This is a genomic window from Sphingobacterium corticis (assembly GCF_042684745.1).
Taxonomy (GTDB): Bacteria; Bacteroidota; Bacteroidia; order Sphingobacteriales; family Sphingobacteriaceae; genus Sphingobacterium; species Sphingobacterium corticis.
In genome coordinates, this window is record NZ_JBHUMA010000003.1 from 113,280 (window position 1) to 129,604 (window position 16,325).

Below are 16,325 nucleotides of genomic sequence, written 5' to 3' on the forward strand. Positions count from 1 at the left end.
CGGCTTTTATAGAATAGCCGGCGTAGTTATTTTACGAACAATAATCGTTTTGTATCGCCAATATAAAAGTACGGAAGAAGACAATAAACCCAGCGTAAGTCCGTACCAAATCCCTTGAACGCCCCAATCCAACGTTATTCCCATCAGGTAAGCACTCGGCACTCCGATAATCCAGTAAGCTACAAACGTAATGGCCGTCGGCACGTTGACATCGCCCATTCCGCGTAAAACGCCTAAACCAACCACCTGCGTGCCATCGAAAAGCTGGAACATGCCTGCAATCAAAAGTAATCCGGCCGAAATGCTGATTACGGCAGTATCTTGCGTGATAATGAACGGTAAATAGCGATTAAACAATGCAAAAACAATTGCCCAAAAGATCATAAATACCAAAACCAACCGATAAGAAACTTTAGCAAACTTCTGTAAGCGATAGAAGTTTCCGGTTCCGAAGGCATTTCCGGTTTTGATGGTCGCCGCGGAAGCAATTCCACTGGCCATCATATACGTCATCGCCGCCAGTGTAATGGCGACCTGATGCGCCGCTTGTTGCAAAGCACCAATCTTTCCGGCGATGAGTGCTGCGGTTGCAAAAGCACCAATTTCAAACACGTATTGCATGGCTACCGGCGCACCAATTTTGAAGATATTCCACATACGTGTGCGCTCTATAAATCGAAGAGAAAAATCAGCTAAGTAACGTTTGAAGTTTTTTGATTTTAATACATAAGTTGCCATAACGACCATCATCAAAACACGATCGATCAGCGTAGCAATTCCCACACCACGAATGCCCATTGCTGGAAAACCAAACATACCGCGAACCAATATAATCGCGATAATAATATTCAATACATTTCCCCAAATGGTAATATTCATCGCTTGGCGCGTGAAACCTAAACCTTCCGTAAATTGCTTGAAAGCATTAAACACCATCAACGGCAGGATCGATAATCCTAAAATAAACAAATACGGTTTCGCCGTTTCTACTACCAAAGGATCTTGATCCGTGTGCTGCATGGCATACATAGAACCCCAATAAACCGCACAAAACAGTAAAACTCCAGTAATCACATTTAGCCACAAGCTATTGGAGAGCAATTTAGCACATTCCCCATAATTATTTTTTCCATTATGTTGCGCAATTAATGGTGTGATACCGTAAGCGATTCCTAAGCCAATTACTAAAACCACCATAAAAACCGCGTGTACCAGCGAAACGGCCGCTAGGGGAATCCGCCCAGCAAATTGACCCACGATTATCGTGTCGGCGGTGTGCACCATCGTATGTCCCAATTGCGAAATGACAATTGGCGCGGCCAAAGCCATGGTGCTAGCATAAAATGCTTTCTCTTTGCGGATAGAAGCGAACATAACAAAAATTTGAGCAAAGGTAATCAGAAGCGGTGGAATCGCTGTATTAACTTTTACACAGCGCGAGCGCTACAATATCTTTACAGGGAAACCTGATTATAGTTCTTACTTTTTGCTTACCTTAGCACTTTAACATTAGGAAATAGCAACATGACTTTAGCGTTTTTAAACATTGGGACACAAGAGATGATGTTAATCGTCATTGTTATCCTATTTTTGTTTGGGGGAAAGAAATTGCCAGAATTGGCGCGTGGTTTGGGTAGAGGAATTCGCGAATTCAAAGATGCTTCCGACGGTATCAAAAGAGAAATTTCTGACCAAATAAACAATTTCGAAAAGGATTTGGATGTTGAGGAGCCTGCAAAAAGCAAAGCTGCCACATCTTCGCCGGTAGCGGCAACAGTAAGTGAAGAAATGCGTGCCTACGAACCGGTTAAAACGGAAGAAACAGCATCGTCGGAAACAGAATCCATCGAAAAGAAACCAGAATCTAATTTGCCAAAATTTTCGGCTCCAGCTGGAACTTTTCAGCATAATCCGCATAGTGCAACCGCTGCTAATCCTGCGGAGACAGCATCATCAGATAATAACAGTGAAACTGATAGCAAGCTAGCGTAAACCGCATTCGCACGTATTCTATTTAATTTATGTCGCACGAAATCTTAATCGCGCAGGAGCTTGGTTTGTCTCCTAAGCAAGTGCTTCCTACCATCCAATTGTTGGATGAAGGAGCAACTATACCATTTATCTCACGTTATCGCAAAGAACTTACGGGAAGTTTAGACGAGGTGCAGGTTGGTGCAATTCGTGATCGATTGCAGCAGTTGCGCGATTTGGACAAACGCCGAGAATCGATTCTGAAATCGGTCGCGGAGCAAGGTAAACTCACTGCGGAATTGGAAGCACAAATTCTTCAAGCTGCCACGATGGCTATTTTGGAAGACATCTATTTGCCTTACAAGCCAAAGCGGAAAACTCGGGCATCCATCGCGCGGGATAAAGGTTTACAGCCATTGGCAGAAGCATTATTGAATCAAGATCAAAAAGATGTTGATGCTTTAGCGGAAGATTTTATCGACTCTGAAAAAGGCGTAAACACCACGGAAGAAGCCTTAGCTGGAGCAAGAGATATTGTTGCAGAAACGATTAATGAAGATGCTGAGGTGAGAAATTCGGTGCGCCGAGTTTTGGAGAAAAAAGGCAAGTTCGTTTGTCGCGTTGTGCCGGGTAAGGAAGAAAGCGCGCAAAAATATCGCGATTATTTCGAATGGTCGGAATCCTTAATTGATGCGCCATCGCATCGTGTTTTAGCGATGCGTCGCGGAGAAAAGGAAGAGCTATTATATCTTGATATTACAGTAGAGGATGAAGCGGTAATTCCTTCCATTGAAAAAAGATATGTAAAAAGTGGGGGCGCTGCGGCGCAACACATGGAGTTGGCGATTCAAGATAGCTACAAGCGTTTGCTGAAGCCTTCGATGGAAACCGAGATGCGCGTGCTTACTCGTCAAAAAGCGGATGAAGAAGCAATTCGCGTTTTTGCCGAAAACGCTCGTCAACTGTTATTGGCTGCTCCGCTTGGCGAGGTTGCTTTATTAGCTATCGACCCTGGCTTCCGGACAGGATGTAAAACCGTGGTGTTAGATGCGCAAGGCAACTTATTGGAAAATACCGCCATTTTTCCGCACAATGGGGCTGGCGGCGAAGCCGAAGCGCAGAAAACTGTGAAGCATTTAGTTTCTAAATACAATGTGGGCGCAATTGCTGTTGGAAATGGAACAGCTGGACGTGAAACGGAAGCTTTCGTTCGTAAACTTAACTTTAGCATTCCTGTGGTGATGGTAAATGAAAGCGGCGCATCTATTTATTCGGCTTCCGAGGTAGCGCGCGAAGAGTTCCCTGATCATGATATCACTGTGCGTGGCGCCGTTTCTATTGGCCGTCGCTTGATGGATCCATTAGCCGAATTAGTTAAAATCGATCCGAAATCGATTGGTGTTGGTCAGTATCAACACGATGTCGATCAAAATAAACTTCAGCAAGCGTTGGACGATACCGTAATGTCCTGCGTAAATGCGGTTGGTGTCGAACTGAATACAGCATCGAAACAAATTTTATCTTATGTTTCTGGATTAGGTCCGGCATTGGCGCAGCAAATTGTCAATTACCGAAAAGAAAATGGGCCATTTTCTTCGCGAGCTGAGCTGAAGAAAGTCCCAAGATTGGGCGCTAAAGCTTTTGAACAATCGGCTGGTTTCTTACGTATTCGTCAGGCTAAACATCCATTGGACGCTTCCGCCGTGCATCCAGAGCGCTACGCTTTAGTGGAGAAAATGGCGAAGGATTTAAAAGCAAATGTGCAGGATTTACTTCGCGATGAGCAATTGCGGCAGCAGATTAATCCTAAGAATTATGTTTCCGAGGAAGTAGGCTTACCCACTTTGCAAGATATTCTTGCAGAGTTAGCTAAACCTGGGTTGGATCCCAGAGCGCAGTTTGAAGCGTTTTCTTTTACTGATGGTGTAAATGCGGTTAAAGATCTTCGCGTCGGCATGCGCCTTCCGGGAATCGTCACAAACATTACCAACTTTGGTGCGTTTGTGGATATAGGCGTGCATCAGGATGGATTGGTGCATTTAAGCCAGTTGGCGAATCGCTTCGTACAGGATCCGAATGAGGTGGTTAAAGTTCAGCAACAGGTCGAAGTGACGGTGATTGAGGTGGATGAAAAGCGGAATCGCATTAGTTTATCCATGAAGACCAAAGAAGCAAAACGTCCGAAATCAAAACCGGAGCAAAGAAGTCAACGCCCGCCAGCTAAAAAGCACGATGCTCCAGAAGATATGAGCGCTAAACTGGCTCAGCTCGCAAATAAATTTAGATAACCGTAAAGCGGAGGAACGATGAACATTGCAGCATTCAAACAAACGTTAACGCAATTGGAGCCCAACGCAAATTGGTCGGCGCCCTTAAAGGCGTTATGGTATGAGGCAAAAGGAGATTGGCATACAGCTCACGCATTGGTCGATCATCTCAGTGATCAAGATTCGGCGCATGTTCACGCATATTTGCATCGTGTAGAAGGCGATCAATGGAATGCTAATTATTGGTACAGCAGAGCGAAAGAAGAACCTTATTTGGGCACATTGGAGCAGGAATGGGAAGCGCTTATGCAGAAGTTTTTGTAAATGTATTATGGCTGATCGGATATCCTTAAAATATCCGATCGCCGTACTTATTTCTTATCTGAAATTGGTGTTGCGGTTGAATCTATTGGAACGATTAATTCGATCTTTTCTTCTTCTTTTTTCTTAAATGTAATCAATCTGCGGAAGAATTCTTGAAAGGTGTTAAATTCCTGTCGATAAATTAATCCTGCCGCATTGATGTATTCATCCGTTGGTGTGAAAAGCATATTTCGCGTATTCAATCGATTATAAGCACGAAACATTAAGCTGCCATCTTTCCGAATGCGGTAGGTAAGTTCTGCATCTGTCGCCACGCGGTTAGACAAAAAAGTCAAATCGGTATTCTGTAAATTTCTTCTATCACTAATTCCTCCTGTCAATACCAAACGATCGTCGAACAAACGCAAGGATGCAGAAGCGTCGTTTAGCGAGCGAATGTTTAAATCTAGAAAATTCACATTCAACGATTGAGAAATTATCGCGTTTAGCTGATTGAAAGCGAATTCTGTTCCTGCTGATAACAAGGTGTTGTTTACTTCTCTACCAAACTCATTATTTGCATTGGTCGCCGTAAAACTTCGGCGTACAATCAAACTCAATGCTTGCTGATTTACATTATTTGCATCGCTCAAATAAGCTTGCAATTCATCTTTCACGTACGGAGTCAGCGGAAAACTTAAATCGAAGGAAATATCCGGATTTCCGAGCGTTCCGCCGATAATCATATCTGCTTGTGCCAGCACACGTTCATCGTTTTGTGGCCGCCCTGCGGAATTATACAATGCACCCAAAGCCGTTCGTTGCTGATAAATCGCCGTAACATCCAATTGGGCTTGTGTAGGATCACCCGTCCAACGAATTGTTCCGCCTTGCTTAATGTCAAAATATTTATTGATGAAATCTTGTGCCACAAAATGGAACTTTCCGGCAGCGATATTGTAATCGCCAAACATCTCGAAATCTCCGCGATTGGACAGTTTTAAATTGACTTCACCGTCACCCGTTCCACGTAACTGACCAATATCGGTATGAATATTCATTTCTGCATCAGGCGTCAGCGTAATGTCCATATTCATGGTCAATCCTTGCAGAAAATTTTTATTCTGAGCAACCGATTTGCTTTCTTCCGGTTGCACCATATAAATAAAGTCGCTTTCAGAAATCGTCATCGCTGCATCCAATGGAATCGTGATCACGGTATTCGGATTCGAAGATGCCTGAATGTTGATATTTAAATTGGTTGTTCGGCCGGAAAATTTGAAAATACCCGTCGCAAAGGCGGTTCCGTAGTACGTGTTATTTTCTTTGTAGGTGGTGTTTAGCACCATGAAATTATTTGCACGCGCTTCCACCTGTATCTCCGGATCACTCAGTTGATTTAAATCCAGATAACCGGAAGAAGCGGCTTCATGGCGTTGCGCATCATTCAACCGTAAATTAGCAAAACGAACCACATTATCTTCGAACAAAATGGCTTGATCGCTCAGACTATAGTTTGTATTCAAATACAAAACTGTAAACGAAGCTTGCTGAATCTGTGCTTGTCCAGAAATTTTCGGAGCTTGAAACGTGCCTCCAATTTTTAGTTCCGCGCTGCTTTTTCCAGTCAAATCACTTACCAAATCTTTCAAGAAGGGTTGGAACAAGACAAGTTCCATTTCGCGAATTTCTCCGCGTAATTGAAGGGCGTTTTCCGGATCATCCAAATCGTAAGTTCCTGCCAATTCGAATCCGCGGTGCAGCGCGTCCAACAAATTTACTTTGATATCGACCAGCTTATTTTCTGGATTAAAATCGGCATCCAAATTAAGTTGTCCAATCGGAATGGCATTATAAACAATCGGCGTCGTTTGAATATTTGCTTTAAAATAAGGCGATTTTAATACCGAATGGATGGCCACTTGCCCGTTCATTTCTCCACGAAGATGAATACCTAGCGGATTGGTGATAGCTTCCAAAGATTGTAATCCAAAACGATTAAAGCTGATCTGTAATTCATCATCTTCATTCGAAAGAATACCATTAAACTCAACGTTTTCCTGATTTCGGGTAAATCGAAATTGATCGAAATATAGTTTTCCTTTTGAAACGCGAATTTCTTTTTGAGCTTGGATTTTCCAAGGATCATTATTTAAGACAATATTCGATTCCTCGAAATGTATATATGCCGGTTTGTTATGTTCGAAATGAATATGTCCATTCAAACGTAAACGATCCGGCCAGTCCGATTCGGCAGCTTTAATAGCGAAGTGTAAGCTGTCGTTGGAAAGAATGTTTTCGACGGAAATCTTATTAACAAAAATACTGTCAGCAACAGAAAGCCGATCGGCTAATAAGCGTAAAGAAAAGTTCTTTGCATCTGTTTTCTCATCGATTCGCAGATTATGCAATTTTACGCCGTTATAATTTAAGCTTGGACTCGAAAAGTTAAAGTTCCCGATATAATTATCGGAAGAAAAGTTTGCGTTGAGCAACGCGCCATCGTCCAACGATAATGGTAAATCAAGAAAAGAAGAAACCGGATCGAAGGATTTCAAAGCTACTTTTAAATCAAAATTTTGATCATTGAAAGGTTGCTTTTCGAGACCAATCGCTGGGGCATATTGTACTGCCAAAGATTGAAAATATGCTTGAATTGTATTCAGATCCAATGTGCCGATCAGTTCCGCGTCCAATACATTGGATTGCAGAATCAGCTTTCGGTTGGTTTGATCGCCCGCCGATTCGAACTTAAAATCTTCAATTTGAAAAAGGCCATCTTGCGTTTGTAATGCAATGGCGTCCGTTTCTATAAAACCCGACAGATTATTGATATCTGTGCCTGCAAACTCCGCGTTCAGATCAACATTTCTAGCAACGATGCTATCTTTTTTTAAGAAATGCAACGCGCTTAGGTGAAGCTGATCGACATTCGCAGAAAGCTTGTAAATTGGCTGTTGCGCTGATAAATCGATTTGAGCATCGTAGGTCAGCGCCGCGAATGGATCGGAGATTTGTCCGGTAGTTTGCAGAATTTGCTCTTTTAGATTCGCTTGAAGTTGTACTTTTTGCAGTGTGTTCTGTTGTAATTCCAGCTGCGTTAATGTTCCTTCTAAAGCGATATCGAGCTTTGATAAATCTGTGTTTTTGCCGTCGAATTTCAAATCCAATCCAGCATTTCCAACGATATTATTTTTTGCGATCGCTCCAAGATTAAAGTTTGGTGATGTTAGCGCGCCCGCATAAACCAGTTCCTTGCCGATTTCGATGGATGTATTTGTTTTTATATCCCCCAATTCAGTCTGAAACGCGCCATCAACATCAAAGTCATTATATAACCCAACAAAACTCCCTTGAAAGCCGAGCCGACCTAACGACTCGATCTGTTCAGGTAGTTTAAATTTTGGATCGTTAGCTAACTCTTGAACGAGAACGTTGATGTCCTGTGGATGTGATTTGAGTGAAACCTCAGAAAAATCGAAAATCGTTTTATCGATATCCGGCAAACCTTTGATGCGGAATCGACCTTTTAAGGCGGTTTGTTGTTTGGTCGTTAACGAAACATTGCGTGCGGTGATTTCAGCGATAGTTCCCGAAAGTAATGCGGTTTGAACAGCTGTTTGAAATTGAACAAATCGAACATCCGGCGCAAAAAATGCGATATCCCGAGAATCGATAAAGGCATTTTCTAAGCGCGCATTGATGGTGACTTTTTTAACGAAATCACCAAAGTCATCCAATTTATCAAAGTCGAAACGGAGGAAGTTCGTCAGCTTCGAGCGATTGGTTAGTAACTCTAAATCATCGAAAATCATGGTTTTCTTTTGCAAGGAAACCGACGTACTCAAATTTTTTAATTCGAAACCGGATCGTTCCCGAAATCGTAAATTTTTAATGGATACATGTTGATAAGCTGTGTCCAGCGAAATATCCGAAAAGATGCCCGACAATTCCGAAAGCTCCATTTTGGAGTAATCGATCCCGCGATCATGATGTTTCTTGGTAGCATCGGTGAATAGCAATTTGCTGTTCGATATCTCAAATCGATCCAACGCAATTTCCATCTTTTTTTTCGATGGCTTTGTCGTTTTTTTCTTCGGAGAAAAATAATCGATTAGAAAATCGAAGTTCGAGCTGTCCTTGTACGAAACATAGTTAACATAACCTTCCGCCAAATAAACATCTTTGATACGAATCCTGTTTTGTAACAATCCACCAAGCGAAAGACTGAAATATAGACGATCGCTGGAAATCAAGCGCTCGCCTTTTGGATCATCTAATGTGAAATCGTGAACAACTAAAGCAGAAAAAGGATGAAAGTAAATGCCGGAAAGTGAAACTTTCGCATCCAGTTCACTGGAAAGGTAGTTAGTTGCTTTTTTAGCTACAAAGGTTTGTACGACGGCAAATTGCAGCGAAAAGGTAAATATGGCCAGCATCACCACAATAGTGAGCAGGATGTAGGCCGCTATTTTTATTATTTTTTTGATAATTTTGCAATCGAATAAGTGCGAACCCTGCTATGACTGTTATTCTTGGTATAGAATCTTCCTGTGACGAGACTTCTGCATCTATCTGTATAGATGGCAAAATTAAGTCAAATATTATTGCCAACCAACTTGTTCACGCAAAGTACGGAGGCGTTGTGCCGGAGTTGGCCTCTCGTGCGCATCAGCAGAATATAATCCCGACAGTGGATGAAGCAATCAAGCAGGCTGGCATAACAAAAGAAGATATTACGTCGGTAGCGTTTACGCGTGGTCCCGGTTTGTTGGGTTCTTTATTGGTTGGCACATCTTTCGCCAAATCTTTCGCATTAGCACGCAACATTCCGTTGGTGGAAGTCAACCACATGCAGGCTCATATTTTGGCGCATTTCATCGAAGATCCAAAACCTCAATTTCCATTTTTATGCTTAACGGTTTCTGGTGGACATACGCAGATTGTTTTGGTAAAAGATTATTTCGACATGGAATTGATCGGCGAAACATTGGACGATGCGGCGGGCGAGGCGTTCGATAAAACCGCAAAAATTCTCAATCTGCCTTATCCGGGTGGACCGTTAATCGATAAATATGCTGCGGATGGGAATCCAAAAGCTTTTGTATTGCCCGAACCACAAATTCCAGATTTGAATTTTAGTTTTTCCGGCTTAAAAACAGCTATTCTATATTTGGTGCAACGAGAAATGAAAGCCGATCCACAGTTTTTGGAACATCGAATGGCTGATCTATGCGCAACCGTTCAAGATCGCATCGTTTCTATCTTATTAAATAAGCTGAAAAAAGCAGTAAAGCAAACAGGCGTTCGTCAGGTTGCTATTGCGGGCGGTGTATCCGCTAACTCAGGTTTGCGTAAGCAATTGCAAGAAATGGGCGAACAGAGAAAGCTGGATGTTTTTATCCCGAAGTTCGAATATTGTACGGATAATGCGGCTATGATTGCCATTGCTGGGTATCACAAGTTCCTGCAAGGCGATTTTGTTGGACAAGAGATTACTCCGCTAGCACGCATGTCGGTAGGATAGGTTTACACGCAAACTTTTCTTGATAAATGTTCGAGCCAGCGTGGCTCGAGCGCAATTTTGAGAGAAAATAAACCTACATGATTAAAAGATAGATCGGTTTTCTTCGAAGCTGCTTTCGGCGGTTGTCGTACCTCCGCGCAATTGTCAAAAAAAATCCGTCTTTGCGAACCCGAGGGACGAGTGGTGAAGCAATCTCAGAATTTCACAGCTAAACGACTTTACATTATCAACCTTATAAACTATCTCAACCCTAAGAACCTTATCAACCCCACTAAAATCTAATCGTCCATTCAGCAGCTTCCTTATTCGTGCCGCGAATCCATGCCGGGCCATTCTGGATGATTCGGATCGCTTGGCGATCAAGCTTCGCACCAGCGCTCTTCTTTACGGCGATATCCGTTGGTTTACCATTAGCATTGATGTGAAAAGAAAGCGTTACCTCGCCATGTCCCATGTTTTTTTCTTGAGCGACGCTGTCGATATGTTGTTGATAGGCGAATAAATCCATAGTTGGCTTACTACTTCTGATTGAAGAATTAGCTCCATTCGTTTTCTTGACGGCCGAAACTAAAGGCATAAGTTCAATACGCATAGCGCCGTCGGCAATTCGTTGCGTGGGTTCGAATCCCGCTGCTTGCACCAATAGATTGGCATTTTCTGTTTTCGATCCTAAGATAAACTTACCTGTAGCATCCGTGGTGATTGCATTTTCCATATCCAGACTACGAATCGTCGCACCGGATATAGGTTTTTGCGTTTGGCCATCCAACACAATACCCGTTGTGATAGATTTTATTTCGTTGAGCGATGCGACATCTAAATTGGACGCTCGCGGACTCATACTCACAGCGGAGTTTGCCATTCGCGATGCGGTACGTGGAGCAGCAGATATCTCTTGATAAGCAATCTGTTCACTTTTTCCATATCCTAAACTTTGAGAAACTAATTCTTCGGCATTGGATGGGATGATTTGAATAGGAAAAGTATCCAATGAAGTCAATCTTCCTGAACCTTCGCGTTTTGACTTAGGCTTATTTCGTTGGCTGCCGTAAGCTAATCGCTGCGGATTGCTTTCTGGTACATTGGGCAAGGAACTTTCTTCACTAGTGACATATTGCTCGGCGTTTATGTTCGGTTCTTGTGTGGCAACAGATGGTTTTTTCTTGCCAATATTTAAAGGTTCCATCGAAGCGATTTCCTGATTAGGATCGCGATTGAGCCAATAGGTTGTTCCTACGCCGAAAACTAGCAAAACAGCAGCTGCCGAAGCTATCCAACGATAAGGGAATTTTCTTCGCGTAGTTTGCGGGATTTCTTTCTCAATAATCGGCTCCGCTTGAGCGTTTTCCTTTGTGGTTCGACGATGAATGTTCTGATTAAGTTCTTGTACGGCAATCGGATTGATGCCTTGATTGAATTCTGACTGTACGCCTTGTAGAATATCCATGATCATTTCATCCGCCTCAGCGAGGCGCTCCAGCTCAAACATCTCGCGAGGAGACATTTCACCGCGTACGTATCGGCGTATGTCTTCTATGTTTGGCTTACTGTTCATCACGATCCTTTTCTATACAAAGCTTCAAATTCCTTTTCCCATTCTGGATGTAGCTCTTAACGCCATCCATGCTATAGCCGGTCAAGCTGGCAATATCTTTATAACATTTTTCCTGCAGGAAAAACAACTCAACCGCCTGTTTTTGTTTTTCGGGTAACTTTTCAATACATCGCTCCAGCGATTGTAACTGCCGTTCCTTTTCTTCCCGATCATCCTCCGGATGCGGAACAACTGAAAATTCCACAAAGTTTTCTGATAAATCTACTTGTCGCACTTTTTCGGAACGCAATTGCATTAAGCAATGATTTTTTGCAACGACATAAATCCATTTTTGAAAATTTTGAATCTCCTGTCGATCGACCTTTTTGACCAGTTCCTCAAAGATTTGCATCACAGCATCTTTGCAGCGTTCGCTGCCCTTAAAATACCGGAAACAAACGTAGTAGATCATTTCCGTGTGACGCTGATATAAATCACCAAGGATAGCTAAATCTCTACCGCTTTTGTATTGCGCTAATAGAAATTCATCGGTTTCATCGCTGTGCTTGGTTGATTTTAATAGATCCATTCCGTGCCACAAAATAATTTTTTTTATTCAGTTATGGAAATATGCCAACCGCCGCATCCCTTGCCAAAAAACAAAACGATATGAAAGCAAATTTGATAAATGCATGGTGGATCTTGATGATCTTTTTCGGTGTACAAGCAGCAACGGGTAAACCAATTAGTGGATATGTTCGCGAAGATGGCTCGAACTTGCCCATAGCGGAAGTAACGGTTCAAATTAAGGGAAAAGCGGTAAAAGCGCTGACAGACAAAAAGGGTTATTACCAAATTAAAGCGGAAGAAGGAGAAGTGCTGGTGTTTTCGCGATCGGGATTTAACTCGGTAGAAAAGGCGGTTGATAAATCCAGTCGGATGGATGTACTGCTTTCCCGTCCGGAAAGTGTAATTGCGCGCGAAATGGTGATGCATAATACAGTTCCAATGACTGCAAGTGTTGGAGCGGATGCGAAGATGTACGTTCGCACTGCCCATCGAGCCGTTTATTTTGCACCGACGGAAAGCTACAAGGGAATTAATGAGAATAATTTTCTGCGCGTCACTAAAACACCTTTATCTACCTTCGCTGCGGACGTGGATGGGGCTTCATACAGCAATGTTCGCCGTTATTTGAATCAAGGGCAAATGCCTCCGCCTGATGCGGTTCGTGTGGAAGAAATGATTAATTATTTTACATACGATTTGGAAGGGCCAAAAAATGCGGATCCAGTTCATGTAACCACGGAATTGACGCAAGCGCCGTGGAATAGCCACCATCAGTTGATGCGTATTGCCTTAAAAGCGAAAGACATTCCGACAAAAAGTTTGCCGGCAGCGAATTTTGTGTTTTTAATAGATGTTTCAGGTTCCATGTCGAGCAGTAACAAGTTGCCTTTGGTGAAAAGTTCCTATAAAATGTTAGTGGATCAATTGCGCGATGAGGATCGCGTAGCGATAGTCACGTATGCTGGGGTAGCTAACGTAGCTTTAGAAAGTACAGCAGGAACGCAGAAACGGAAAATCAAGGATGTTATTGATGGATTGGGAGCTTCTGGCGGAACGGCTGGTGGTGCCGGATTGACTAAAGCATACCAAATTGCACGCGATCATTTTGTGAAAAAAGGAAACAATCGCATTATTTTGGCAACTGATGGTGATTTTAACATCGGAGAATCAAGTGATTCAGATATGGAACGTTTGATTTCAAAGGAACGTGAACATGGTATTTCGCTATCCATTCTAGGTTACGGAATGGGAAATTATAAAGATAGCAAATTGGAGTTGCTGGCGAATAAAGGCCACGGAAACTACGCCTATATTGATAATATTTCGGAAGCGAGAAAAGCAATTGTAACCGAATTTGGCGCTAGCTTATTTACGGTGGCGAAGGATGTGAAAATCCAAGTAGAATTCAATCCCCAATTTGTGCAATCCTATCGTTTGGTTGGTTATGAGCATAATCTATTGGAAGCAGAAGATTTCAATAATGATGAAAAATTGGGTGGAGATATGGGCGTTGGCCATAACGTTACTGCGCTTTATGAAATTGTTCCAGTCGGCGTAGAAAGTAACTTTAGTGGTTCAGTGGATGACTTGAAATATCAGAAAGCGGAAAATAAAGTAGGTAACCGTAATAGTAAAGAGCTGGCTACCGTAAAATTTCGTTACAAAGAACCCGATGGTGCAAAAAGCAAATTGGTTAGTCACATCGTCGCTCCCAACGCAATAGCGTTGACACAAGTTTCACAAGATTTTCGGTTTGCTACGGCGGTTGCTGAATTCGGGATGTTGATCAGGAATTCTGCTTACAAGCAGCAAGCTGATTTTGATAAGCTTATCCAACGCGCTAAAGAAGCGAAAGGTCGAGATGAGGAAGGTTATCGATCAGAATTTATTCGCTTGGCACAAGATGGTAAAGCACTTTGGAAGGTACAGCAATAATCAACAAACGCGGGTTAGCGTGGCGCATAACAAATAAACGCCACGCCAACCGTTGCGATAAGTCCGCCGACAATATCATGTTAATCGGGCTATCAAAAAATAGGAATTGATTTTAAATCCATATCCATCAAATATACTCGCTTTTCTGATTTTTTTTCGGACATTTGTGGCGCTTTGGAATGGAGATTTCCTCGGTATTAAAAATGCGTAAGAAGTTCGCCTGCGTAGTATGCAGTGCCTTCCAGCGCGTGGTCAAACATTTATTTATAATCTAAAATCATAAGTTGTACTATGATTAACATTACACTTCCAGACGGCTCTGTCCGTGCATACGAATCCGGCGTAACTGCTATGCAGATCGCCTTGTCGATTTCCGAAGGTTTAGCAAGAAACGTTTTAGCTGCCGAAGTAGATGGCGAAGTTTGGGATGCATCCCGTGCTATTGAAAACGATGCGCAGGTAAAATTGCTGACGTGGAACGATGAACAAGGAAAATCAACCTTTTGGCATTCGTCCGCACACTTATTGGCAGAAGCTTTAGAAGCGCTTTATCCGGGAATTAAATTCGGTATTGGTCCGGCTATTCAAACCGGCTTCTATTACGATGTAGATTTCGGCGATCAAGAGTTTTCTTCGGATGATTTCAAGAAAGTAGAAGACAAAATGCTGGAGCTAGCAAAGCAAAAGCAAGTTTTCGAACGCAAGCCAGTTTCTAAAGCGGATGCTTTGGCATATTTTGAAGAAAAAGGCGACGAATACAAGCTGGATCTAATTATGGATTTGGAAGACGGAAAAATTACGTTCTACACGCAAGGTGAATTCACCGATTTGTGTCGTGGTCCGCATATTCCGCAAACGGGGGTGATCAAAGCGATCAAATTAACCAACGTTGCAGGAGCATACTGGCGCGGTGATGAATCGCGCAAGCAATTAACACGTATTTATGGTGTAACGTTTCCGAAAGCTTCTGAATTAACCGATTATCTGAAAATGATCGAGGAAGCCAAAAAACGTGATCACCGTAAATTGGGTAAAGAATTGGAATTGTTTACCTTCTCTGAAAAAGTGGGAATGGGATTGCCATTGTGGTTGCCAAAAGGAGCTGCTTTGCGTCAAAAGCTAACCGATTTCCTGCAACGTGCTCAATTGAAAGCAGGTTACGAGCCTGTAATCACTCCGCATATTGGACATAAGCAATTGTATGTGACTTCCGGTCACTATGAAAAATATGGCGAAGATGCTTTCCAGCCAATCAAAACGCCGGTGGAAGGAGAGGAGTTCTTTTTGAAACCGATGAACTGTCCGCACCACTGCGAAATATACAAAACAAAACCGCGTTCATACAAAGATTTGCCGGTTCGTTTTGCGGAATTCGGTACAGTTTACCGTTACGAACAATCGGGTGAATTGCACGGATTGACTCGCGTTCGCGGATTTACGCAGGATGATGCCCATTTATTCTGTCGTCCTGATCAGGTGAAAGAAGAGTTTAAGAAAGTAATTGATTTAGTGTTGTATGTGTTTAACGCATTAGGTTTTGAAGATTACACAGCTCAAGTTTCTTTGCGTGATCCGGCAAACAAAACGAAATATATCGGTACGGACGAGAATTGGGCGCTAGCGGAGCAATCCATTATTGAGGCCGCGGAAGAAAAAGTATTGAAATCCGTTGTAGAATATGGCGAAGCAGCGTTCTATGGTCCGAAGTTGGATTTCATGGTAAAAGATGCGCTTGGTCGTAAATGGCAGCTAGGAACGATTCAGGTGGATTACAACTTGCCGGAGCGTTTTGAGTTGGAATACACAGGTAGCGATAATCAAAAACATCGTCCGGTAATGATCCACCGCGCACCATTTGGTTCCTTGGAGCGTTTTGTTGCGGTATTGATTGAACACTGCGCCGGACAATTCCCGTTATGGCTTGCACCAGAGCAATTTATCATTTTGCCGGTGTCTGAAAAATATGAGGAATACGCGCAAAATGTTTTAAATTCCCTAAATAATTCCGATATTTGCGGACTGATTGACTTACGTGATGAGAAGGTCGGACGTAAGATTCGTGATGCTGAGATGAAAAAACTGCCTTATATGTTGATTATCGGCGATAAGGAGATCGAAAGTGGCACGGTATCTGTTCGTAAGCATGGGTCTGTCGATTTGGGTTCTATGAGCTCAGAAGCATTCAAAGAATTATTGATTAAAGAAATAACCGTTTAAA

10 protein-coding genes are annotated in these 16,325 nt (G+C 42.6%); 6 read left to right on the top strand and 4 right to left on the bottom strand.

What is annotated here, in order from left to right; genetic code table 11:
• Positions 1–6: 6 nt before the first annotated feature.
• Positions 7–1,374, bottom strand: coding sequence for an MATE family efflux transporter (locus tag ACFSQ3_RS00550; RefSeq protein ID WP_380866578.1), 1,368 nt, complete (start codon positions 1,372–1,374; stop codon positions 7–9).
• A 150-nt stretch (positions 1,375–1,524) separates the two neighbouring features.
• Between ACFSQ3_RS00550 and ACFSQ3_RS00555 the strand changes: the two genes are divergently transcribed.
• Genes ACFSQ3_RS00555 through ACFSQ3_RS00565 form a run of 3 tightly spaced genes read left to right on the top strand, consistent with a single transcriptional unit; the run spans position 1,525 to position 4,562 of the window.
• The gene (locus tag ACFSQ3_RS00555; protein ID WP_380866580.1) at positions 1,525–1,992 is read left to right on the top strand and encodes a Sec-independent protein translocase subunit TatA/TatB; all 468 of its coding nucleotides are present in this window, start codon (positions 1,525–1,527) and stop codon (positions 1,990–1,992) included.
• 29 nt (positions 1,993–2,021) lie between these two features.
• Positions 2,022–4,259 carry a Tex family protein gene (locus tag ACFSQ3_RS00560; protein ID WP_380866581.1) on the top strand — a complete coding sequence of 746 codons (2,238 nt, stop codon included), beginning with the start codon at positions 2,022–2,024 and terminating at the stop codon, positions 4,257–4,259.
• An 18-nt stretch (positions 4,260–4,277) separates the two neighbouring features.
• The gene (locus ACFSQ3_RS00565) at positions 4,278–4,562 is read left to right on the top strand and encodes a hypothetical protein (protein ID WP_380866583.1); all 285 of its coding nucleotides are present in this window, start codon (positions 4,278–4,280) and stop codon (positions 4,560–4,562) included.
• 47 nt (positions 4,563–4,609) lie between these two features.
• On the opposite strand, the gene ACFSQ3_RS00570 is transcribed toward ACFSQ3_RS00565, so the two are convergent.
• Positions 4,610–9,034 (bottom strand): translocation/assembly module TamB domain-containing protein, encoded by a 4,425-nt coding sequence (locus ACFSQ3_RS00570; RefSeq protein WP_449329212.1) that lies wholly within the window; start codon positions 9,032–9,034, stop codon positions 4,610–4,612.
• Positions 9,035–9,063: 29 nt separating this feature from the next.
• On the opposite strand from ACFSQ3_RS00570, the gene tsaD reads away from it, so the two are divergent.
• Complete coding sequence (gene tsaD / locus ACFSQ3_RS00575) at positions 9,064–10,068, top strand: tRNA (adenosine(37)-N6)-threonylcarbamoyltransferase complex transferase subunit TsaD (protein ID WP_380866585.1); 1,005 nt, start codon at positions 9,064–9,066, stop codon at positions 10,066–10,068.
• Positions 10,069–10,339: 271 nt separating this feature from the next.
• Here tsaD and ACFSQ3_RS00580 read toward each other — a convergent pair whose 3' ends face one another.
• Positions 10,340–11,623 (bottom strand): TonB family protein, encoded by a 1,284-nt coding sequence (locus ACFSQ3_RS00580; protein WP_380866587.1) that lies wholly within the window; start codon positions 11,621–11,623, stop codon positions 10,340–10,342.
• Complete coding sequence (locus ACFSQ3_RS00585) at positions 11,613–12,191, bottom strand: RNA polymerase sigma factor (protein ID WP_380866589.1); 579 nt, start codon at positions 12,189–12,191, stop codon at positions 11,613–11,615. The genes ACFSQ3_RS00580 and ACFSQ3_RS00585 overlap by 11 nt, the downstream gene beginning before the upstream one ends.
• An 80-nt stretch (positions 12,192–12,271) precedes the next feature.
• Here ACFSQ3_RS00585 and ACFSQ3_RS00590 point away from each other — a divergent pair, with 80 nt between their 5' ends.
• Both ACFSQ3_RS00590 and thrS read left to right on the top strand, forming a co-directional pair.
• The gene (locus ACFSQ3_RS00590) at positions 12,272–14,107 is read left to right on the top strand and encodes a YfbK domain-containing protein (protein WP_380866591.1); all 1,836 of its coding nucleotides are present in this window, start codon (positions 12,272–12,274) and stop codon (positions 14,105–14,107) included.
• A gap of 291 nt (positions 14,108–14,398) precedes the next feature.
• Positions 14,399–16,324: a threonine--tRNA ligase gene (gene thrS / locus ACFSQ3_RS00595; protein ID WP_380866592.1), complete on the top strand. Its 1,926-nt coding sequence runs from the start codon at positions 14,399–14,401 to the stop codon at positions 16,322–16,324.
• Position 16,325 lies beyond the last annotated feature (1 nt).

What these genes read in the sequence shown, in the direction of transcription:
- ACFSQ3_RS00590 (WP_380866591.1), top strand. Translation starts at nt 12,272, where the DNA reads ATGAAAGCAAATTTGATAAATGCATGGTGGATCTTGATGATCTTTTTC.
- ACFSQ3_RS00585 (WP_380866589.1), bottom strand. Translation starts at nt 12,191, where the DNA reads ATGGATCTATTAAAATCAACCAAGCACAGCGATGAAACCGATGAATTT.
- ACFSQ3_RS00555 (WP_380866580.1), top strand. Translation starts at nt 1,525, where the DNA reads ATGACTTTAGCGTTTTTAAACATTGGGACACAAGAGATGATGTTAATC.
- ACFSQ3_RS00560 (WP_380866581.1), top strand. Translation starts at nt 2,022, where the DNA reads ATGTCGCACGAAATCTTAATCGCGCAGGAGCTTGGTTTGTCTCCTAAG.
- ACFSQ3_RS00580 (WP_380866587.1), bottom strand. Translation starts at nt 11,623, where the DNA reads ATGAACAGTAAGCCAAACATAGAAGACATACGCCGATACGTACGCGGT.
- thrS (WP_380866592.1), top strand. Translation starts at nt 14,399, where the DNA reads ATGATTAACATTACACTTCCAGACGGCTCTGTCCGTGCATACGAATCC.
- ACFSQ3_RS00565 (WP_380866583.1), top strand. Translation starts at nt 4,278, where the DNA reads ATGAACATTGCAGCATTCAAACAAACGTTAACGCAATTGGAGCCCAAC.
- ACFSQ3_RS00550 (WP_380866578.1), bottom strand. Translation starts at nt 1,374, where the DNA reads ATGTTCGCTTCTATCCGCAAAGAGAAAGCATTTTATGCTAGCACCATG.
- tsaD (WP_380866585.1), top strand. Translation starts at nt 9,064, where the DNA reads ATGACTGTTATTCTTGGTATAGAATCTTCCTGTGACGAGACTTCTGCA.